At 45.4% G+C, this 21,123-nt stretch carries 19 protein-coding genes; 12 read left to right on the plus strand and 7 right to left on the minus strand.

Going from position 1 to position 21,123, the window contains the following annotated elements; translation table 11 throughout:
- Positions 1-19: 19 nt before the first annotated feature.
- Complete coding sequence (locus tag AC5EF3_RS05495) at positions 20-1,249, minus strand: efflux RND transporter periplasmic adaptor subunit (protein WP_493547321.1); 1,230 nt, start codon at positions 1,247-1,249, stop codon at positions 20-22.
- 126 nt (positions 1,250-1,375) lie between these two features.
- Between AC5EF3_RS05495 and AC5EF3_RS05500 the strand changes: the two genes are divergently transcribed.
- Positions 1,376-1,978 (plus strand): TetR/AcrR family transcriptional regulator, encoded by a 603-nt coding sequence (locus AC5EF3_RS05500; RefSeq protein ID WP_493547322.1) that lies wholly within the window; start codon positions 1,376-1,378, stop codon positions 1,976-1,978.
- Between the two features lie 98 nt (positions 1,979-2,076).
- Here the strand turns inward: AC5EF3_RS05500 and AC5EF3_RS05505 are convergent, their stop codons facing one another.
- From AC5EF3_RS05505 to AC5EF3_RS05530, 6 genes are all read right to left on the minus strand, one after another.
- Positions 2,077-5,070, minus strand: coding sequence for a TonB-dependent receptor (locus tag AC5EF3_RS05505; protein ID WP_493547323.1), 2,994 nt, complete (start codon positions 5,068-5,070; stop codon positions 2,077-2,079).
- 510 nt (positions 5,071-5,580) lie between these two features.
- A complete protein-coding gene (locus AC5EF3_RS05510) occupies positions 5,581-6,261 on the minus strand; it encodes a TetR/AcrR family transcriptional regulator (RefSeq protein ID WP_493547324.1) in 681 nt (226 codons plus the stop codon).
- 209 nt (positions 6,262-6,470) lie between these two features.
- Complete coding sequence (locus tag AC5EF3_RS05515) at positions 6,471-6,833, minus strand: UrcA family protein (RefSeq protein WP_493547325.1); 363 nt, start codon at positions 6,831-6,833, stop codon at positions 6,471-6,473.
- A gap of 462 nt (positions 6,834-7,295) precedes the next feature.
- Positions 7,296-8,819 (minus strand): acetaldehyde dehydrogenase ExaC, encoded by a 1,524-nt coding sequence (gene exaC, locus AC5EF3_RS05520; RefSeq protein WP_015828567.1) that lies wholly within the window; start codon positions 8,817-8,819, stop codon positions 7,296-7,298.
- Between the two features lie 136 nt (positions 8,820-8,955).
- Positions 8,956-9,927, minus strand: a complete 972-nt coding sequence (locus AC5EF3_RS05525) for a GAF domain-containing protein (RefSeq protein WP_493547326.1) — start codon at positions 9,925-9,927, stop codon at positions 8,956-8,958.
- Positions 9,928-10,016: 89 nt separating this feature from the next.
- Positions 10,017-10,409 (minus strand): c-type cytochrome, encoded by a 393-nt coding sequence (locus tag AC5EF3_RS05530; RefSeq protein WP_015828565.1) that lies wholly within the window; start codon positions 10,407-10,409, stop codon positions 10,017-10,019.
- Between the two features lie 588 nt (positions 10,410-10,997).
- Here AC5EF3_RS05530 and AC5EF3_RS05535 point away from each other — a divergent pair.
- The 11 genes from AC5EF3_RS05535 to ureC all read left to right on the plus strand — a co-directional run bounded on the left by AC5EF3_RS05535 (position 10,998) and on the right by ureC (position 21,123).
- On the plus strand, positions 10,998-12,140 hold the full coding sequence (locus AC5EF3_RS05535; RefSeq protein WP_493547327.1) for an amine dehydrogenase large subunit: 1,143 nt from the start codon (positions 10,998-11,000) through the stop codon (positions 12,138-12,140).
- A gap of 5 nt (positions 12,141-12,145) precedes the next feature.
- Positions 12,146-12,709, plus strand: coding sequence for a MauE/DoxX family redox-associated membrane protein (locus AC5EF3_RS05540; protein WP_493547328.1), 564 nt, complete (start codon positions 12,146-12,148; stop codon positions 12,707-12,709).
- Positions 12,706-13,311, plus strand: a complete 606-nt coding sequence (locus AC5EF3_RS05545) for a redoxin family protein (RefSeq protein WP_015828562.1) — start codon at positions 12,706-12,708, stop codon at positions 13,309-13,311. Before AC5EF3_RS05540 ends, AC5EF3_RS05545 begins: the two co-directional genes overlap by 4 nt.
- 121 nt (positions 13,312-13,432) lie before the next feature.
- Positions 13,433-13,972: a methylamine dehydrogenase light chain gene (locus tag AC5EF3_RS05550; protein ID WP_493547329.1), complete on the plus strand. Its 540-nt coding sequence runs from the start codon at positions 13,433-13,435 to the stop codon at positions 13,970-13,972.
- A gap of 2 nt (positions 13,973-13,974) precedes the next feature.
- A complete protein-coding gene (locus tag AC5EF3_RS05555) occupies positions 13,975-14,481 on the plus strand; it encodes a hypothetical protein (protein ID WP_493547330.1) in 507 nt (168 codons plus the stop codon).
- A gap of 221 nt (positions 14,482-14,702) precedes the next feature.
- Entirely contained in the window at positions 14,703-17,042 is a 2,340-nt protein-coding gene (locus AC5EF3_RS05560) for a TonB-dependent receptor (protein WP_493547331.1), read from the plus strand.
- Positions 17,043-17,280: 238 nt separating this feature from the next.
- On the plus strand, positions 17,281-18,138 hold the full coding sequence (locus AC5EF3_RS05565) for an urease accessory protein UreD (RefSeq protein ID WP_493547332.1): 858 nt from the start codon (positions 17,281-17,283) through the stop codon (positions 18,136-18,138).
- A gap of 24 nt (positions 18,139-18,162) precedes the next feature.
- Positions 18,163-18,477, plus strand: a complete 315-nt coding sequence (locus tag AC5EF3_RS05570; RefSeq protein ID WP_015828556.1) for an urease subunit gamma — start codon at positions 18,163-18,165, stop codon at positions 18,475-18,477.
- Position 18,478: 1 nt separating this feature from the next.
- Positions 18,479-19,096, plus strand: a complete 618-nt coding sequence (locus AC5EF3_RS05575) for a HupE/UreJ family protein (protein ID WP_493547333.1) — start codon at positions 18,479-18,481, stop codon at positions 19,094-19,096.
- 9 nt (positions 19,097-19,105) lie between these two features.
- On the plus strand, positions 19,106-19,411 hold the full coding sequence (locus AC5EF3_RS05580) for an urease subunit beta (RefSeq protein WP_015828554.1): 306 nt from the start codon (positions 19,106-19,108) through the stop codon (positions 19,409-19,411).
- Positions 19,411-21,123, plus strand: a complete 1,713-nt coding sequence (gene ureC, locus AC5EF3_RS05585; protein ID WP_493547334.1) for an urease subunit alpha — start codon at positions 19,411-19,413, stop codon at positions 21,121-21,123. Before AC5EF3_RS05580 ends, ureC begins: the two co-directional genes overlap by 1 nt.

Consider the following 21,123-nt stretch of genomic DNA (forward strand, 5'->3'; position numbering starts at 1 on the left):
TGAAATGTGAGCCTGTGTTTTATTGTTCTTTTAAGGGGGAATTAGATTCGGCGGAGGCAATGGCATTGTTGTCTGGGTTGACCGCTTGAACAGGCATGCCTGATCTAAGCATTAGCAGACCATCAACAATTAAGTTGTCGCCACTATCCAATCCACTTTCAATAATCCAATTGTTTCCAGAAGCGCCTGCAAGGGTAAGCATTCTTGTTTCTGCAAGACCGTTATCATCAACAACCATTGCATAAGGCTCGCCGCGTGGTGTGCGTGACACTGCTGATTGGGGAACTAGAATGACATTATCGCGTTGTCCGGCAGATACTCTGGCTTTAACATACATGCCGGGCATTAGCAGATTATCTGGGTTTGGCACGATCGCACGAAGAATAACTGTTCCTGATGTTTCATCTACACTGATTTCAGAAAATTTCAGTTCACCCGGTGATGAGTGGACGTCACCATTTTCATATACGATGCTTACAGGAATAGCTTTGTTTGCATTTGTTTGAATGCGCCCTGCTTGGACATCTTGTTTGTATTTCAAAACTTCAGAACTAGATGTCGCGAGGTCTACATAAATTGGATCAAGTTGGAGAACGCGGGCCAAAGAAGTGGTTTGGTTTTGAGTTACCAGCGCACCTGCTGTCACACTTGATCGTCCAATACGTCCATTGATTGGAGATACAACCTTGGTACGTTTTAGATCTATTTGAGCCTGTGTGAGTGCAGAACGTTTGGCTGCCAAGTCAGCTTCGGCTTGCTTGCGAATAGAAACAACTTCGTCATATTCTTGTTGGCTGACGGCGTTGCTTTTAATAAGTTCCGTGTAGCGGGCCTCATTTTGTTTAGCAATATCAATCGTGGCTTCTGAACGACTTAATTCTGCTTTGGCACTATCGACTCTAGCTACATATTCAGTGTCTTCAATCTGATATAAGGCTTGGCCTTCTTTGACATTAGCACCTTCTTCAAACAGACGCTTTTTTATCAATCCTGTTACTTGTGGACGAATTTCAGCCTCTGCAAAGGCGTGTGTGCGAGCTGGCATTTCTGTTTGGTCTTCAATTGTTTGAGAAGTTACAGAAATTGTTTTTACAGGTTTTGCAGATTGTGCTGGTGTTGGTGCTGCTTCTGCTGTGGAATTATGACTTTCCTGTCCGCAGCTAGCTACAGCTAGACTGCCCAACGCTAATACCAACACACTGCTAAGTGTCGTTATACGCTTAATAGGAAAAAAATGTTTCTTAACCATAGGGGAGGGAGCCTTGACTGGTCTGAATTTTATAACATATTGCTCAAATAGTTTGAACGTTCATTCTATTTATGGGAGCTTATATCTCATTACAATGTTAATAAGTCAAAAATAGTCAAAAAAAATATGAATTTTAATTCTCACTCAGAAGATTGTGGCATTTCTAAGCAAGATCAGCGCAAGGATCAGATCCTTGATGCTGCAAGCGCATGCTTTGTCGAGAGCGGCTTTCACAATGCGGGAATGGCTGCAATTGCTAAAAGAGCAGAAATGAGCCCGGGGCACATTTATCATTACTTTGCAAATAAAAGTGATATCATTGCATCCATAGTGGAACGTGAGTTCGTGGCTCGGGAAGAGAAATTTGGAACTTTATTTGATGTTGATGGCGAGCATTTGATTGAAAATTTACTGAGCAAAGTAAATGAAGGTGTGTGTCATAAAACGGACCCGTTTCAATCTATGTTGTCACGTGAAATTTTTGCTGAGACACAACGTAATCCAGATATTGCTATAATCGTACAAGAATATGAACAGCGATCACGCGAGAGATTCATTGATAACATAGAAACTAAACTGGGTGTGAAGAATGCAGCGGCAAAAGTCGAGTGTATTTTCGCGTTGTTTAGTGGACTAGCAATGCGAGTGCCCAGCGATCCCCCAATGGATAGAGAAGCAGTTGTTGAAGTCATGAAAAGTGCAATCAAATTTTTATTATCAGACAAGTAAAACCCTATAGTGGCTTAGTGCTGAACCCATAAAAAAGCCTCACTTGTTTAACGGTGAGGCTTTTTCATTTAAGTTATATTTGATTTTGCAAGTTTATTTTAGAAGTTGTAGTTTGCACCAAATGTAATCCGACGGTCTGTAAGGCCTTGGTAGCAAAGTAGGGCACCTTCATTCACACATGATTGTGAAACTTCAGATTCAGTAAGGTTTACAGCTTCAATACCAATGTTCAGCTTTTCGGTGACATCGTAATTTATGCTTGCGTTAAGTTGACCTCTAGCCTCTTGAATAACAGGGAAGCCCCAAGGGTAGCTTGATGTGCTACCGAAGTCTTCTGAACGGTACGCATCACGCCAAGTGTAACGTGCTCTTGCTGATAGGCCGTATTTTTCATAATAGAGGGTCGCGTTGTAAGCATTTTCTGACAGGTCGATTTCAGATACTGAAAGCTCAACATTAGTTGCCCCATTTGATGCAAATACTGTTTCAGCACGAGAAGTTGGTTCCCACACTTCTTCACCACCGGAGAATTCTTGGTGTGTGAAGTTGGCGAGAACACCAAAGCCAGATGCCCAACCGATTGTGTCTTCAAAACTGGACAGGTCGTATTGGAATGCTAGTTCAATACCTGACAGTGTGTTTTCTCCAGCGCCATTGATTTTTTGCGATGAAGGAACACACACACCCCGACCTACAGGTCCAAATACGTTGATATCTGCAATTGGGTTGAAGATACCCCCTTGCTCACAATCAGGGCCAATAATGTCGCGGAAGCCAGTTACAGGGTCTTCATATGGTGACTCATTTTGGTCAACAAATAGGCCAGTACGAGTTTTGTGGAAGTAGCCTACGCTCAAGACGGCAGAGGGGGCAAAATACCATTCTGCAGCAATGTCGAATGATTCAACCTCTTCAGGTACCAAGTTGGGGTTACCAAGATTAACCGCAGGGTTTGGGCTTGTGCTAAATGTGTAAGATGTTGAAAGGTCGTCAAAGTCTGGGCGTCTGATATCTTTACCGTATCCAGCACGAATGATGAAGTTTTCAGCGACATTGGCTGCCATGTTTACTCTTGGTAGGACGAACTGATAATCACCTTTGGTTGTTGTAGGGGTTGCGACGCCGTCTAGAATTGCGTTCCCTTTGGATATCACTTCGGTTTCTAGATAACGTAGACCGGCATTACCGCGGAAAATCCCGTGCTCAAAATTTACTTGTCCATAAATTGAGTGAGTTTTTTCTTCAATATCAAAGAAAGCACTCTGGCTTGAGGTTGGTGAACTGATTGGAGCACGAGTTGCGCCCGTAATTGCATTGTTTGCTACGATTGCAGCATTCAAAGCATCAAGGACTGCTTGTGGATCAGATCCGGCGAGCTCTGGGTCGACCTGAAGGAAGTCACCAACGAAGAATTCACGCCCATCAGCAGCATTAAAGTTATCGGGTCCTGGTACTAGAATATCCGCAAACAGATCACCTGTTGGGCTTTCGGCAAGTGTTCTTAGGCCAACACTTGCTGTGATTTCGTCTCTCAGGCTGGTTGTTTGGTTGTAGCGATATCCAGCATCAACAGAGGTAATGAAGATATTGTTTTCGCTCATATCATAAGAGAAATCAGCACGGAACGCGTCCTCTGAGTTCTCGGCTTTGTTTTGTGAAATGTTCACGTCACGCAATACAATGTTTGCTGGATCGAGCAATTGGGCCGTTGTTGGTCCGCCTGCTGCATCTTGGGCGATACGCCATGTTAGAGCGCCACCTGTTAAGTCATACTCAAACGGAGTGCCATTTTCGTTAGATGAGTTGGTGGGCGCATTCGGGTTGATAAAGTTTAGCGTTGTGCTGAAGTCTGGGCTTGTTGTATCTGAGTTTGAAGTTGCGATTTCAACGCGACCTGAGAGGTTGCCGCGGTTCCAATCGGTTCCTAATCTAAATATTTGGCTTTCTGTTAGGCGAGACCCTGTGTCTCCAGAGAAGCGTAAGTTACCATCACTACCATCGGATTGTATTGGAATAACACCTTTTAGCGCCGCTTCAACACTACCTAAATTTTGACCGTTCAAGGATCCAAAATCAACAGTTTCAAATTCAGATGGAACAGACACGCCCGCTAGGTCTGATATACCCGACGCTTGAATACGTGAGCTTTCTTGTCTGCGTTCTTGGTCATTGAGAATTGAATCAAAGTAGAATTTCAAATTGTCATTAGGTGCATACTCAAACGCCCCTGCAAAGTTGGTCGTTTGTGATTCATAATTGTCATAATCTTGAATCAAAAACTGAATTGGTAAAAAGTCGAATGCTTGCGCATTGGCAGTTCCGCCGTCTGATGCCACCAGATTATCGCGGTCAACTCTCGGGCGGAAAGCTGTCGCATCTTGTTCAGCATAGCTTAAGCTAACAACTGCACCAAAATCACCGACAGATGTTGACCAATTGTCTCCATAAGTTCCCGATACGCGAGGTGTAATACCGTCCGTCGTTAGGCTGCTGTCTTCACCTTGAATGCGAATGCTGGCTACACGATCGTTCAGGTCGAGAGGACGGATTGTGCGGAGGTTGATTGTACCCCCCACAGAGCCTTCAATGGTTTTTGCTTCTGATGACTTGGTTACTTCAACAGCGGCGATCATGGCGGCTGGGACGTCTTCGAAACTAATACCGCTACGGCCTGAACCTGAGCCTACGGTAGAAACACCATTAATTTCTGTACGGTTTGCGTTTGTACCACGGATCTGAACCCCCGTACCAACACCAGCAGTACGCGTAATTTGTACACCTGTGACGTTTTCTAGAACTTCAGCAAGGTTTTGATCTGGAAGTTTACCAATGTCTTCTGCGTTGATGACTTCGATTAAACTGTCAGCGGTGCGTTTTTCTTCCAGAGCTGTCGCAAGTGACTGGCGGATACCTGTCACAACGATTGTGTCTAGTCTATTAGTGTCGTCTGCAGCAGCTTCTGCGGGGGCTTCTGTACTTTCTTGCGCGATGGTGGGTGATGCGAAAGAAAAGGCGGCGCTGGCAAGTAGTGCTGCGCGCCAGAAATGGCGTGGCCTTGTAGAATTAGATTCATCTTGTCTGTGTATAGGCATTCTATTTTCCCTCCCAGGAACTGATTAGTGGCGTCGTCTTATGCGAGGCGCTCTCTAAGGTGTTATCTTCATCTCGAAGTAAGAAAAAGTCAACCAATTAAAAGGATCAATACACCTATATTGGTAGGACCAATTGGTAAAAAGTTGAGGTATGTGTCGAAAAAGACACAAATGTACAATGCTGGTTTATTTTCTGTGGGAGGGGGTGACGCTTTATATATAAATTGGTTTTCAAATAGGTAGTATCTTTTGGTTGGGTTTGTATGTGTAGTGTATTGGGCGTTTGGTGTTGTGGATTGAATGGAAAGTAGGACTGATAATTTTAAAGAAAAATGATCGCAACACAGGTGCGGTAGTGTGGAGCAGTGGTGCGGTAGTGTGTGTGCAGTGTTAAACGAGTGTCGAGGTAATGCGTAAATAGTGTGGATAGGGTACAGCATTCATTGCGCCCGCGCTTATGAGGCGGGTGAGTGGTACTTGTTTGTAAATTAAATCTGCATCCGGGAGCGGCTAGGGCGTCGTTTCAAGCAATTCCTGTAACGACTGGGCCTCTATCTCCTCATCGTTTAATCTTTGAGCGAGAAGTACAAATTGCTGGGATGCAAAGTTTGCCATAGTTACCCGAGCTTGAGAAAACTCTTTCTTATAGCCGATGAAGGGTGTCATGCCTTCAATCGATGCTGATATGAAGAGGCTTAGTAATTGGCAGCTTTTTTTTGAAAGATTTGGATTTATTTTTTCAATAAGCCGAGCAATTAAACTGCGGGCTCTAGAATATATTCGGTCCATGTTTTCGGCGACATAAGCATCATGATTGGAGAGCGCCCATATTTCGGGAAAAAACAGTGTTGTTTCTTTTTCTCCCAAATCAAGAATGAGCTGTTCCAACACTTTTTGCATTTTATCTTCGTCGGTAAGGCTTTCATCTGTAATAATCTTGTCGAGGGCACCTTGATATGCCTCGGAAACGGCATCCATCATGTCGTGAAGGATCGCTTCTTTGGTTTTATAATAATATGTGATGTTGCCGAGGGAGATACCTGCTTGTTTTGCGATATTGCGCATTGTGAAGCCGGAATACCCTTTTTCAGTGAGTGTATGCAAGGCAGCTTCAAGGATGGCAACAATGCGGTCTGCACCCTTTTTTGAGTTTGCTTTGACGTGCCGTGCCTGTGGATTGATTTGGTACACGGTTTGGCTGGCCTTTCTGCTAAGAACGCATCTGATTTTGCAGAGCTGAATTAGTTGTCCGAACAGAAGCAGAAGTGCGCTAAGATTAGAGGTGAAGACCTCAAGCGCGCTTCAATGTGCGGCAGCCCACCCGCATACACAATGAATTATACTACAGTGCGTATGCGGATTTGTCGGCAGGTAAAAGTGAAGTTTTGTAAATTTTTAATTTAAAGGGAGGCTGTTTGGACGCCTGACGGAGCGTGACGTGCCGTTAATTGCGTGTTGTCGATAGCCTTAACTGTTTCATTCACGAGTGAAGATATGCAGTCTGCGTGTTTGGCGCGAGCTTTGTTTTTTGTCAAAACTTCACCGCGATCCATGCATGAGTTCAGCGCTTTGTCGGAAATTTCTTGATAAACTTCGTCAACTTTTGCTGCGCTAGATAGGTCGGCTTTGTTGATGTTGATGGTCAAAATTGCTTCTGATGTTGTTTTGGGTTGAAACAAGCCATCGGCAAAAGCGGGGGTGCTAAAGATCGTTCCGCAGGCGACAAGCGCGCCGAACAAAGCGGGAGAAAATGTATTTTTCATGAGCGTTTCCTCGTTGTTATATTTGAGAGCATGATCTCAGCAAAAAGTAGAAATATCAAGCAAAATCATTGATTTTGCGCGCTCCGCGGGCATTTTATAGGACAAATGTCTAATTTTTATGCGTTTTAATTGAATAATTTATGGGAGGTGGGGTGGATTTTATGTGGTTTTGAGGTTGGGCAAATGAAAAATGGTTGCCATCCGCCTGCCAAGAAATGGTCGCGTAATTCGGCTTTATCGAGGAGGGGTGAGAAATTTTACACATATTGAGAATGTGAGGAGGAGTGATTTTGTGCGGATTTAAATGAAAAGAATGACACCAGCCATGTGCGGGGTGAACTATGAGATTACTGACAGGAGCGGGATTGCTAATCGCCAAACAGAAAAGGCGCGAACATCCGTTTGAAACAGGTGTTCGCGCCTCTTATTGTTATCTAGCTTAGATGAGTTTCAATTAGAGCTTTAGAAGAACCCCAATTTGTTTGGATTATAGCTGACCAGCATATTTTTGGTCTGCTGATAATGATCGAGCATCATTTTGTGGTTTTCGCGACCAATTCCAGACTGTTTGTATCCGCCAAATGCCGCATGAGCAGGGTAGGCGTGATAATTATTGACCCAAACACGTCCAGCTTGAATTGCGCGACCAAAGCGATAACAAGTGTTCATATCGCGAGACCAAACGCCTGCACCCAAGCCATACATGGTGTCGTTTGCCAGTGCTAAAGCTTCTTCAGATGTTTTGAAAGTTGTCACTGAAACGACAGGTCCAAAGATTTCTTCTTGGAAGACACGCATTTTGTTGTGTCCCTTTAACACGGTTGGCTGAATATAATATCCGCTTGCCAGTTCGCCGTCCATTTGTGCGGCTGCTCCACCAGCAAGCACTTGAGCACCTTCTTCGACGCCAATCTTGAGATAAGAAAGAATTTTCTCCTGTTGTTCGGCGCTTGCTTGTGCACCGACCATTGTTGACATGTCGCGTGGGTCGCCTTGCTTGATTGCCTTTACGCGTTGAATGGCGCGTTCAATGAATGCCTCATAAATATCTTCATGGATGAGTGCGCGGCTAGGAGATGTACATACTTCTCCCTGATTGAATGCGAACAACACAAAACCTTCTATCGCTTTATCAAGAAAAGCGTCGTCTTTACGCATCACATCTGGAAAGAAGATATTTGGGGACTTGCCGCCAAGTTCTAAAGTCACCGGAATAAGATTTTCGGTGGCATATTGCATAATCATTTTACCGGTTTGGGTTGAGCCGGTGAAAGCAATCTTTGCAATTCTAGGGGATTTGGCGAGGGGAGCACCAACTTCGGCTCCATATCCATTAACGACGTTTAAAACACCGGCGGGTAATAAGTCTGCGATAATTTCAACCAACACCATTATTGCGGCGGGTGTTTGTTCGGCGGGTTTTATGACAACGCAGTTTCCAGCGGCAAGTGCGGGAGCAAGTTTCCACGCTGCCATAAGAATAGAAAAATTCCAGGGAATGATTTGACCAACGACGCCAAGTGGTTCGTGATAATGATAGGCGATTGTATCCTTGTCGATTTCGGACATATTGCCCTCTTGTCCGCGCAAGACACCTGCGAAATATCGAAAATGGTCTGCTGACAAAGGAATATCTGCAGCTGTCGTTTCGCGAATTGGTTTCCCATTATCCCATGTTTCTGCTTTGGCGATGAGGGCGAGATTTTCCTCAATACGATCGGCAATTTTTAGAAGAATGTTTGAGCGGTCCGTTGGTGATGTTGCGCCCCATCCGTGCTTTGCCTTGTGCGCAGCGTTAAGCGCTAATTCTACATCGGCACCATCTGAGCGCGCAATTTGGCACACGACTTGTCCTGTAATGGGCGTCACATTGTCGAAATATCGACCATTTACAGGTGGCGTGAATTGGCCGCCAATATAGTTTTCATATTTTGTTTTGAAGGGTGAAGTTGTGTCGATTGCTTGTATTTCTGCTGTGTCAGCCATGGTGTTTCCTCAACTATTTTTCCGCCCAGTTTTCGGTGCGGTTTGAGGGGTATATTTATGGATAAAGCAAAGAATGTCGTGGCTGAAAAATAGATTGAGACACCAGAGTGTCTCTATATCGAGACGCTTTTGGAAGCTATTTGCATTTTAGGCCAAGTTTGGTGGCGCGTCTGTATATTGTGGCCCGGCTGACCCCCAATTCGCGCGCAGCAGCCGTCATATTTCCATTCACTTTTGCTAGAACTCGGCGCAGCTCGCGCCGTTCTGCACTTTCAAATCCAGTTCCGCGAGATTCCATGTCGCCAACGATCTCTGCCGCAGAGATAGGAGAAATGTCTCCTGCGGGAGATAAGCCGTATTGGCGGCGTGCGGCACGCGTTGCGCCGACCACTATGTCATACGCATCAACAGCCAGAAGGCTGGCAGGGTTTGCTTGGTCTGAGTGTCCGCGAATAATGCGCGCATCAGCAAATTCATCACAAAAATAGCTGAGTTCGATTTGGGTTGTCGCTTCGGATAGGGCTTGTGATATTAGCGCATTTAGTCCGGCGTCTATTTCATCTCGGCAGGATGTTACATCCAGTACGCCAAGTAACTCACCCTTAGAAGCAAATACGGGCGCGCCAAAACAGCTTAGGCCTATATGATTGGTCTTGTAGTGCTGATCTTTTAGGATTGTCGTTGATGTTTTTTCAGCGAGGCAAGTTCCAATTCCATTTGTACCTTGATATTGCTCGGACCAATCGGCACCTATCGAAAAGCCTGATTTTTCAAAACTTTCTTCATCTGTCGGGCATTGTCGTTGCTGTAAGATAACGCCATTAGAATCGCATAAGACTGTGCTGAATCCAGATAATTTAACGGTTGAGAATAGGCGGTCCAATATAGGCTCTGCGACCTTCATCATGCGCCCTGAGCGCTCTGTTGCGTTTGCAAACTCTATTGAATCGCAGATTCGGCTTGTTTGATGAGAATCAGGAGCCAGATGAAAAGTTTTGTATGAGCGCACCCAAGAGGCAGCGAGCACTGATTTTGCGGCAGCGCTATCTGTGGAGACTATCTCCAGCACACGGTCAGAGTGCTCTTTCTTTGTTTGGTCAAAGCTCAACACCATGTTTCTTATTATCATGCTTTGAGCAGGACGTCACTTTGGAGGAAAGTAGAATAGCCTCGTTGTGTGGGGTGTTTGAATTGGGCCTATTTCAGCGTTTCAAGATAGGCGATTAGGTCGGCTCTTTTTTCTTCTGACTTTTGGCCAACAAATGCCATGCTCGTGCGTGGTACAGCTTTGCGGGGCGATGCTAGGAATTCATCCAGAGTTTGTGCATCCCATGTGAGGCCTGCTTCTTTCATAGCGGGTGAGTAGCGAAAGCCTTCTGAGCTAGCTGATTTGCTGCCGACAATACCAAAAAGAGATGGGCCCATTTTTGTCTTGGCGGGTTCTACATAATGGCAGACAGCACATTGGAGTTTGAACAGCTTCTCACCTTTTTCTACATCGGCGTGTGCGACAGAAAGGGTGGGAGCAAATGTTGCTAATGTGCATGTTGCTAAAACGAAGCTGATTTTGGGCAGAGTGGGGATTCTCATAATATGTCTCTAATATTGTGGCCGAATGTTTGGGCGGTTTTGTGTCTATATCTGTGGTATTTTAATTCCTCTTCTTGTTGAAGGTGGTGAGCAAAAACGCGTTTGTTTCTGGCTGTAATTGCTTTAAATTTAATCATGCTTCAAATATTATAGTACAATCGTACGATATTTGTGGGGTAAAATACGTATTGCTATCTTGAGTGCCTTTAGAGGCGCGGATTAATTAGGCGGATTTTTCAACCTGAAGCATACGTTTTAACCATATTGATGTACCGGCTTCAGTATTTGGTCTGTTTTATGGGCAGATTTTGAGCGTTTCTATGGCGCTCGAATAACTTTTGAGCAGAGAAATTTAATTTTTAGTACGATTGTCAAAATATATTGAAATTGCCGTCTTAAACAAATTGTACTTGATGGGGAGACCTGAAAATACAATCTTGTTCAGAGTAGATTACATTATTTTGTAAGTATTCATAAAACTCAATTCCATGTGAATTGAGACCGGGGAAGATTTGTTCAAGTTATCGTTTTTAGTAAAGCGGATGTGTATTCGCTCTAATATTTGTCAAAAGACGGGGATACTGGATAATGTCATTGAAATCGTGCGCACTGGGTGCTTTAATATTTCTAGCTTCGCCTGTCGGGTTTGCGCAGGAACCTATCGCGCCTGAAGAGCTAACAGTTGAAAAAGAGATTCCAGACGGCGAAAATGTATACGTATTGTCGAGTTCATGGGCTGGTGCCTCATCAGTCTTAGTGCTTTCTGCGGATGACCTTTCTTATAAAGGGAATATCCCTGCTGGCTTAACGCCACAAGTTGCAATGCTTCCAGGAAATGAAGAGGGATACATCGTATCCGCATTTGCTGAACGCATGATGTATGGACCTGTGTCGGCATATTTACAGAAGTTTGACGTTAAAACACTGGCATTCGAGCAAGAAGTCGAAATGCTTCCTCGCATGGCTCAAGTGGCTGCGCAGGTGACTGTTTTGGCTTTGTCTTCTGATGGAAAATGGGCGTTTGTACAGAATGCAACACCGGCAACATCTGTTAGTGTTGTTAAATTGAGTTCTGGCGAAGTCGTTGATGAAATTCCCAACCCTGGTTGCTGGGGTATCTATCCATCTACAAGCGGCAGCAAATATTCAACACTTTGTGGTGACGGCGCAATGGTCACTTATGTGATCGGTTCTGACGGAAAATTCCTAAGACAAAAAGCAAGTGAGCCCATCTTTGATGTGGAAACAAAACCGTTATTTTCGAATGCGCAACGCGATGGCATCAATCTTATGTTCATTTCCTATGATGGGTCAGTTGTCACTGTCTCTGATGAGGGGACGGAAGCTGTTCTGCGCGATGAGTGGAAATTCAATGAAGGTATAGAGGGAAACTGGGCACCGGGTGGTTATGAGCTATCTGCCTTTAACGAACCCAATGGCATTTTGTTCGTCTTGATGCATTCAGATGCCAAGGACGGAAGTCACAAAAATGGCGCTGAGGAAATGTGGGCTTTGGACATCAAGAACAAGAAAGTTCTTTATCGTTCCGCTGTTGAGCACATTGTTAATATCAGCGTGAACCAAGCGAAAGATAAGCCATTGGTTTTCGGAACAGACTCTCATGATAGTGGTCTGTATAAATACGAAGTTGATCCTGGAGCCAAATTTGCTGCCAAACTTACTGCCGAATTCGACTTAAAAGGTGTGGGTTATCTGGTAGCTGAGAAGTAATCGAGATGACTGAGTTTGTTCGATATTCAATTGCTTTGGCGGTCGGTTTTACAAGTTTGCTATTTTTGCATGCTGCCTACGTTAAATTCGCCGAAGCAGGACGGTTTGAAGGAGTGTTGGCAGCTTACCGCCTAATTCCTGAGACGTTTCAGAGACCAATGTCCATCGCGATACCATGGGCGGAATTAGTGACCGCAGGTTTATTGATTTTGCCTTGGACGCAGAATGTAGGCGGCGTGTTTGCATTTGGTTTGCTGTCTATCTATGCGGCTGCAATTGCAATCAATCTCATTCGCCAAAATGTCGTTATTGATTGTGGCTGTGGCGACGAACCAGAACCTTTAAGTTGGGCTTTGGTCGTTAGAAATAGCGTGTTGTGCTTGCTTATGGTTGGTGCGGCGCTGGGAATGGGACAGTTGAACGGGGCTGTCGAAATGACTGTCATCGGGACGTTATCCCTTCTCGTGGCAGTGTTCTTTTTCATGTCCCAGAAGGCTTTTGCCAACGTTAATCGTATGCGCAACACGCTGTCTTCGGGGACGCAAGCAACTATAGGGGGCATGTCATGAGTCTTACTCTTTTCGCTATTTTGACTCTTTGGGTGGTCGTGTTGGCTATTGTGGTCATGATGTGGGTTATGTTGCGTCAAATCGGCGTGCTGTATGAGCGTGTCTCTCCTGTTGGGGCCCTTATGGATAGTTCTGGTCCTGAAGTTGGGGCACCCAGTCCACTATTCTCTATTCAGAACCTAAATGGACCTGACAATGTAATGATTGGTGCTGAGGGCGACAAAGCTAAGCTCGTTTTCTTTTTGTCTCCAACATGTCCGGTGTGTAAGCAGCTTCTACCAGTATTGGCGGGTATTCGTTCTGAAGAAGGTGATCGCGTTGATGTGGTTTTTGCCAGTGATGGGGATGCCAATAAGCATCGTGAATTTATCGCTAAAAACAGGCTCAAGGATTATCCATACGTGTTGTCGGCTGATCTAGGTATGGGCTACCGCGTTCAACGTCTTCCATTCGCTGTTGTCATTGATGCTGAAGGTATCGTTCGGGCGAAAGGTCTCGTCAATAATCGCGAGCAATTAGAGAGTCTTTTCAATGCCTTGGAACGAGGAGTGCCATCCGTTCAGGAATTGGTGGCGATCCGTGAAATGGAGGCTGTTGGATGAAGGTGACAATGGTTTTGGTGCCGCATGCGCCAGAAAGTAATCGTTATGCCCTTGGGCAATTTTCGATGAGACGAATTCAAGAGTGTTTTGGCAATGTGCCGAATTGGCGGGAGAGTGAAGTATGCTGACTATATTTGATAAAATCGGGCGTCTGCTCGACAGTTCGGTAGAACAAAGTGCGCGTAGTAGTGCGCGTTTGCATGGCCGTCGTAGTGCGTTGGCCAAAATTGGTGGCTTTGTAGCAGGTGGTTTAGTTATCAGCGTATTGCCTTTTGACCGAGCATGGGGAAGCCCGACACCGGTTGAAAAAGAAGGTGATGACGACGACACATCATGTGATTACTGGCGCTATTGTGCCCTTGATGGAAACCTCTGTACGACAATGGGTGGTTCGACAACAAGTTGTCCTGTTGGGGCTGAGGCGTCAGAAGTTTCTTGGGTAGGAACTTGTCATAATCCGGGTGATGAACGCGACTATCTCGTCTCTTACTATGATTGTTGTGGGAAAACGGGCTATTCTGAAGCTCAATTCTGTCTTCGCAGTGAAGGTGAACGTCCCGCATATTCTATGGGACTACACAATGACATTAATTGGTGCATGGCGAACGCGAACAAAGGCTATCACTGTACAGTGGCGCTTATTGTTGGGGTTGCTGAGTAGATATGCGTAGATCGTTTCTTGCTATTCTTGGTGCGTGTGCAGGGTTGAGTGTGTCATCTCTCCCTGCATTCGCTGAAGAAGCCAATAGTGCTTATGTGCAGTCTGAAAACAAAGTGGTTGCAGAAATGAAATCACCACGGTCGCTATTTTTATTGCGATGTTCAGGGTGTCATCAGGCCAGTGGTGGAGGGTCGCTGGGCGGGGGCGTACCTCAATTTCAAGGATATCTTGGACCGATGGCCAATGATCCTGAAGGTCGGGTTTATATTGCGCATGTGCCGGGTGTGGTTTCGGCCCGTCTGAATGATGGGCAATTGGTCGATGTATTAAATTATCTGATCGATGAGTGGGGTGAGGATACTCAAGGAGATCGCCCCCCGCATTTTACCGTTGAAGAATTGCAAGCTTTGAAAGCTGTGCCGGTGAATAACATCGTTGAATATCGCAGAGCAGTTGTGGCGCGCCTTGCTGAGCAAGGTCACCCCGTTGCTGATTATCCTTGGCCCTAATTGCAAGGGTTGAGCTGTTTTGAAGTGTAGAGTGAAGAAAAACATATGAAATCAACAATGAATTGGTTTCTACCTCGATATGAGGTCTTCAATTATAACATCAAGTTTTACTTTGGTTGGTTTTAACTGACGATCGAATTTTGAGTGGGGATTTTAGGGAGTTTGTAGGTCTCGTTTCGCGTGAGTCGAGATAATTTTTGTCGTTAGGGGAGATCTGAACGATGTACAAAATTAACAAAACCATATCCAGAAATTCTGTATTCAAGCGGTTGCGTCAAAGCGCTGCGATCGTTCCTTTTGCAATATTGTGTGCATTACAGCCGGCTTCGTTTGCTCAAGAAGCTGGAGAGCCAGTTGCAGAAGCCAAAAAAGATAGTTCATTACTGTTTGATAAAGTGGTGGTGACTGCTCAAAAAAGAGAGCAAAATCAACAAGACGTTGGTATTGCTATTACCGCGTTGAATGGCGACCAAATGGAAGCGCTTGGTTTTACAAACGCACAAGATGTGGCGGCGTTTTCGCCCGGTGTCGTAGCTGTTCAACCAAATGGTGAAGGCAGCTATTCATTTGCGGTGCGTGGGGTTTCAAACAATGACCTAACGACCAATGTGGAAAGCCCAGTCGCTGTGTATGTGGATGAAGTCTACATATCACAAATGTCGGCAACTGGTTTCTTGCTTTTTGATATCGATATGGTGGAGGTTTTGCGTGGACCTCAGGGGACACTATTTGGTCGAAATGCAACGGGTGGATTGGTCCAGTATACGACCGTAAAACCAACCGATGTTTATGAGGGGTTTGGTAAATTTTCATATGGTGATTATGGCGATCTAGAGATGAAAGGTGCGGTCAATATTCCTTTGAATGATTGGTTGTCCGCGCGTTTATCTGCTGCTGTTCATACTTCTGATGGATATGTCACTAATCGTGAGCACCCTGAGCAAAAGCTCAACAATAACAATGATAGCGGATTTCGTTTTCAACTACTTGCTGAGCCAACCGATGATCTGAGCATTTTGCTAAACTATCGTAAGGGTGGTCAGGATATTCGCACGGGTTTCTTTGAATATGTCTCAGCGGTGAATGGCGGCGGTGTAGAAACACCTGGTGTCGCAAACCCTATGTTGGGTGATTATCCTGATGACTTGGATGGCGATATCTACGCAGGTGATTATGACACTGTAGGTTTCAACATATCTGAGACAGAAGGCTATACCGCGACGATTAAGTGGGATGTCGGGAATTTCGAAATCACATCCATTACCGACTATCAGACAAATTTCCGCGATTATATCGAGGATACTGATGCAACACCTGTCAGAGCGTATGAGTATTATCAAACCAATGATGCGGAGCAGTTTTCGCAAGAATTGCGTGTTGCTACAACGATTGGCGACCTAAATCTTGTCGGTGGTCTCTATTATATGGACCTCTCCAGTGATGACTCAACAGGTGGTATTTCACCGTATCTCTATGCACTGTATTCAGAAGGTCTATATACTGAAGAAGATGTTCTCACTGATATAACGCTGGCAAATGGTGATAGAACACCGTCCAGCTCATCAACAACATCTGCGTCTATTTTTGGACAAGCAGAATACACGCTCGACAAATTCACATTCATTGCAGGTCTGCGTTATATTGAAGAGTCAAAAGATTTTGAATCACTTCGAGAAGATGTGCACTTTGATGAAAATGCAACAAGTGGATTAGATCCAAGAACAATCGTGATTGATACGCTTTCTGGCTTTGATCCAGATGAGCGTGACTTCTCTATGGAAGCATGGAGCCTTCAAGCTCAGTATCGTCCAATGGATGGGTTGCTAACCTATGCAGGGTATAATCGCGGTGTGAAATCAGGTGGTTTCAGTCAGCCACCATTTGACCCAACATCAGCGCTTTTGGTTGATCCTGAGTTCCTTACTTATGAGCCTGAGCAATTGGATTCATATGAAGTTGGTGCGAAGTGGGATGTTATTCCGGGTGCTTTGCGTGTGAATACAGCGGTTTATTACTATGATTATGGTAACTACCAAGCGTACACCAATTTTCCAGGCGGTCTTGGAAGTGCAACGATAAACGCGCAAGCGGTCAACAAGGGTGCGGAACTTGAAATTCAAGCCATGCCATTTGAGGGCTTAACCATCCAAGGTGGTGTGGCGTATGCGGATATTAAAGTTACTGATGTTGTTGGATTTCCTGACCAAACGCTGACTTCTTCAAACTCACCAGAATGGAATGCGAATGGACTTATTCGTTATGAACATTCGCTTGGTGATTGGGGGGATATCGCTTTCCAAGTTGATGGACAATATCAATCCGAGCACTATTTCGGTTTGGATGTGACACCAGCTACGACTGAAGATGGATATACTCTTGTAAATGCATCAATTTCTTTGGCACCAGCGGACGCAAACTGGGATTTCCGTCTCTCAGTTGAGAACCTTGGTGAAGAAGAATATCGTGTGCAAACTTTCGATCTGTCTGACTGGATTGGTATGATTGAGGAATATCACGGTAAGCCACGTTGGGTACGTGCAGAAATTGGCTGGAAATTCTAATCTAGAAATTTTGCCAGATTAAAATAGAGAACAGGCTTTGGTCTTTTGACTGAAGCCTGTTTTTTTGTTTGGGCGCTGCGTACGAAATTATGAAAGTGACAAATTACGCAGCAAAAAGTGCAATTACATGTGCATTTTTGAGCAAAGCAGCAATTTAAGTTTTCAATATGAGCATTGTTTTGCTCTTTTACATGCAAACACCCATCCTCAAAATCTGTTAGCGTTTTGAGGTTTGGTTATGGATATGTATGCGATTGAGAATGCGCCAAAGACCCAAATGCAGAGATCTCATAGTCGTGGTCAGCTTGTGGTAGACGCGCCAAATGGTCGAACGCAATTGCAGCGTTTATATCAAAAAGATGCGTTGAAATTACGCTTTCCTAAAAATCATATCGGGCAAGACCTTGAAGGCATTTTGGTCAACACGTCAGGCGGTCTCGCGGGTGGTGATAGTATGTCTATTCAGGTGAGTGTCCAAAAGGATGCGGACCTCACGCTGACGAGTCAGGCCTGTGACCGCGTTTACAAATCATTGGGGCAAGATGCTGTTATCAATCTGGATTTTACAGTTGAGGACAATGCAAGTCTCGTTTGGGCTCCCCAAGAAACTATCTTGTTTAATAATGCCCGTTTAAACCGGAAGCTAAATGTGAATTTAGAAGAGAGTTCGCGTTTTTTAGCCATTGAAGCAGTCGTTTGGGGACGCGAATTGATGGGGGAGACGATGCAGGAGGGGGCGCTGCAAGATAGTTGGCGTGTGCACGTTGAAGGCCAGTTGATACATGCAGAAAATTTGCGGTTAAAGGGTGATGTTCATGCACAATTGCAAACTCCTGTGGTGGCCAATGGTGGCACCGCTACAGCGACGCTTTTAATGGTGGAAAAGGGGTGCGAACGTCATTTGGAAGCATGCCGTGAAATCTGTGAAGCAGCACAAGGCGTCACCGGTGGCGTGTCTTTCTGGCAAGTTGGTCCATACGCTAAATTACTTATACGGCTGGTTGGGCAGACGGGATACGACTTGAGAAAGTGCGTAGTTCAACTGGTCATGCAGCTGTCCTCGAATGGAGTTACGCCGCGTGTGTGGTCCATGTGAATTGTGTTGTGTTGAGGAAAAACAATGATCTTGACCCCGCGTGAAAAAGACAAATTGCTGATTGCTATGGCGGCCAATGTTGCACGCCGCAGGCTTGAGCGGGGAGTTGTTCTTAATCACCCTGAAAGCGTTGCTTTAATTACAGATTTTATTGTCGAAGGTGCGCGGGATGGGCGAAGTGTCGCTGATCTTATGGAGGCGGGCGCACATGTCTTGCGCCGTGATCAGGTGATGGAAGGCATTTCAGAAATGATCCCAGACATTCAGGTTGAAGCAACTTTCCCTGATGGCACGAAACTCGTCACAGTGCACAATCCTATACGATCGGTGGAGACTTAAAATGAAACATGCGTCTAGATGGTTTGCGCTGTCCCTGTTTACTTTGGCCCCAGTTGCCTTTGCCCATCCGGGACATACACATACTGAGCCAGCGACATTTGTGTCTTTGAGTGATGTGATGACAGGTTTGCTGCATCCGTTTTCAGGCTTTGATCATTTGCTTTCTATTCTTGCAATTAGTTTGGTTTGCGTTGGGGTGAAGCAGGCAACAGGGCGTTCAACTCTGGAGACTTTAGTTCTGAGTTCTTTGGTATTTGCTAGTGGCCTTTTGATATCTAGCGCAACTTCCATCTTAAATGCTCAATGGGTTGAATATGCTTATATTGCGGTATTTGCCGTGCTTATCGGGTTGAATTCGCGTCTGCCAAACTGGGTTGGTTTTGTGGCCATTTTTGCATTCGGATGTTCACATAGTTACGGGGTTGGTCAAACCTTGTGGGTCGAAAATGGTGAGTTCCTCGCGAGTTTGTGGGTATCTTCTGTTGCTTTGATGGCGATTTGCGTTGCGGCCCTAGCAAAAATGTTCTCGAGCCTCAGCATCGATAAAAACGGCGCGCTTGTTTCTCGTTTAGGACAAAGTGTTTTTTTGAGTGCGGCGCTTGTCGCACTTGTGCAATAGGAGGATATTATGCTTCCTGGTGAGATCATTCTTAGCGCAGAAGACATTGAGATAAATGTTGGCCAAGAGACAGTCAGTCTCAAAGTGGCGAACACGGGAGATCGACCAGTTCAGATTGGATCTCACTATCATTTCTATGAAGCTAATCCATTCCTAACATTCGATCGGGAAAAGGCGCGGGGAATGCGGCTGGATATCATGGCAGGAACGGCTGTGCGTTTTGAACCGGGCCAAGCGCGTGATGTGACTTTGACACCTTTATTGGGATTGAAAAAAGTCTTCGGGTTTCGCCAGCAAATTATGGGCGATTTATAATGTCTGTAAAAGTGCCTCGCTCGGTTTATGTGTCCATGTTTGGTCCCACGGTGGGGGACAAAGTGCGGCTTGCTGATACAGAGCTTTTTATCGAAGTTGAAAAAGATTTCGCCATTCCGGGAGAAGAAGTTAAATTTGGTGGTGGGAAAGTTTTGCGTGATGGCATGGGGCAGTCTCAGGTCAGCCGCGAAAACGGCGCTGTTGATACAGTTATTACCAATGCATTGGTCGTTGATTATACCGGCATATACAAAGCAGATATTGGTTTAAAGTCTGGTCGTATTTCTCATATAGGCAAAGCAGGTAACCCAGACACGCAACCCAATATAGATATTATCGTTGGGCCAGGAACGGAAGTGATTGCTGGTGAAGGCAAAATCCTGACGGCAGGCGGCATTGACTCGCACATTCATTTTATTTGTCCCCAACAGATTGAAGAAGCCTTGATGAGCGGCGTCACAACGATGGTAGGCGGTGGAACAGGGCCAGCGCACGGTACTTTAGCAACAACGTGTACACCCGGACCATGGCATATTGGCCGGATGATCCAAGCGGCTGACGCTTTTCCTATGAATTTGGCCTTTTCAGGCAAGGGCAATGCATCTCAACCCGCAGCATTGGAAGAGATGATACGCGGCGGCGCAGCTGCCTTGAAACTGCATGAAGATTGGGGAACGACACCTGGGGCGATTGATTGTTGTTTAGGTGTGGCTGATGAATTTGATGTGCAGGTGATGATCCACACCGATACGCTAAATGAGTCTGGCTTTGTTGAATCGACGATTGACGCAATTAAGGGGCGTACCATTCACGCGTTTCACACAGAGGGGGCGGGTGGTGGACATGCGCCTGATATTATCCGTGTGTGTGGGCTTGAGAATGTCATTCCATCATCCACCAATCCGACGCGACCCTATACCCGCAATACAGTGGAAGAGCATTTGGATATGCTGATGGTATGTCACCATCTTGATCCGAGCATAGCTGAAGATATTGCGTTTGCTGAAAGCCGTATCCGCAAGGAAACAATTGCAGCTGAAGATATCCTGCATGATATGGGCGCTTTTTCTATCATTGCCTCTGATAGTCAGGCAATGGGGCGGGTTGGAGAGGTTTTGATCCGTACATGGCAGTCTGCGGACAAAATGAAGCGTCAGCGCGGGGCATTGCCCGAAGAAAAAGGCGATAATGATAATGAACGTGTGAAGCGCTATATTGCCAAATATACTATTAACCCCGCCATCGCGCAGGGGCTGGACCGTGAGATTGGTTCAATAGAAATTGGTAAGCGCGCAGATCTTGTTTTGTGGTCTCCAGCCTTTTTTGGCGTGAAGCCGGATATTATTCTTATTGGTGGATCTATTGCGGCTGCGCCAATGGGTGACCCCAATGCGTCTATTCCCACGCCACAACCTGTTCATATGCGCCCAATGTTTGGTGCATTTGGAAAAATGCGAATGCAATCTTCAGTCACCTTCGTGTCTCAGGCTGCAATACATGATGGTTTGGCGAAAAAGCTAGGCGTCGAGAAGGATCTGGTCGCCGTCAAAAATACACGAGGAGGCATTGGGAAATCTGCGATGAAGCTAAATTCCTACAAGCCGCACATTGAAGTTGATCCTGAAACTTATGAAGTGCGCGCCGATGGTGATTTGCTAACCTGTGAGCCAGCAAGTGAATTGCCAATGGCTCAGCGATATTTCCTGTTTTAA

Source organism: Hirschia sp., assembly GCF_058892565.1.

Coding starts and splice junctions, on each gene's coding strand:
- AC5EF3_RS05495 (WP_493547321.1), bottom strand. CDS start 1,249: ATGGTTAAGAAACATTTTTTTCCTATTAAGCGTATAACGACACTTAGC.
- AC5EF3_RS05500 (WP_493547322.1), top strand. CDS start 1,376: ATGAATTTTAATTCTCACTCAGAAGATTGTGGCATTTCTAAGCAAGAT.
- AC5EF3_RS05505 (WP_493547323.1), bottom strand. CDS start 5,070: ATGCCTATACACAGACAAGATGAATCTAATTCTACAAGGCCACGCCAT.
- AC5EF3_RS05515 (WP_493547325.1), bottom strand. CDS start 6,833: ATGAAAAATACATTTTCTCCCGCTTTGTTCGGCGCGCTTGTCGCCTGC.
- exaC (WP_015828567.1), bottom strand. CDS start 8,819: ATGGCTGACACAGCAGAAATACAAGCAATCGACACAACTTCACCCTTC.
- AC5EF3_RS05530 (WP_015828565.1), bottom strand. CDS start 10,409: ATGAGAATCCCCACTCTGCCCAAAATCAGCTTCGTTTTAGCAACATGC.
- AC5EF3_RS05535 (WP_493547327.1), top strand. CDS start 10,998: ATGTCATTGAAATCGTGCGCACTGGGTGCTTTAATATTTCTAGCTTCG.
- AC5EF3_RS05540 (WP_493547328.1), top strand. CDS start 12,146: ATGACTGAGTTTGTTCGATATTCAATTGCTTTGGCGGTCGGTTTTACA.
- AC5EF3_RS05545 (WP_015828562.1), top strand. CDS start 12,706: ATGAGTCTTACTCTTTTCGCTATTTTGACTCTTTGGGTGGTCGTGTTG.
- AC5EF3_RS05550 (WP_493547329.1), top strand. CDS start 13,433: ATGCTGACTATATTTGATAAAATCGGGCGTCTGCTCGACAGTTCGGTA.
- AC5EF3_RS05555 (WP_493547330.1), top strand. CDS start 13,975: ATGCGTAGATCGTTTCTTGCTATTCTTGGTGCGTGTGCAGGGTTGAGT.
- AC5EF3_RS05560 (WP_493547331.1), top strand. CDS start 14,703: ATGTACAAAATTAACAAAACCATATCCAGAAATTCTGTATTCAAGCGG.
- AC5EF3_RS05565 (WP_493547332.1), top strand. CDS start 17,281: ATGGATATGTATGCGATTGAGAATGCGCCAAAGACCCAAATGCAGAGA.
- AC5EF3_RS05570 (WP_015828556.1), top strand. CDS start 18,163: ATGATCTTGACCCCGCGTGAAAAAGACAAATTGCTGATTGCTATGGCG.
- AC5EF3_RS05575 (WP_493547333.1), top strand. CDS start 18,479: ATGAAACATGCGTCTAGATGGTTTGCGCTGTCCCTGTTTACTTTGGCC.
- AC5EF3_RS05580 (WP_015828554.1), top strand. CDS start 19,106: ATGCTTCCTGGTGAGATCATTCTTAGCGCAGAAGACATTGAGATAAAT.
- ureC (WP_493547334.1), top strand. CDS start 19,411: ATGTCTGTAAAAGTGCCTCGCTCGGTTTATGTGTCCATGTTTGGTCCC.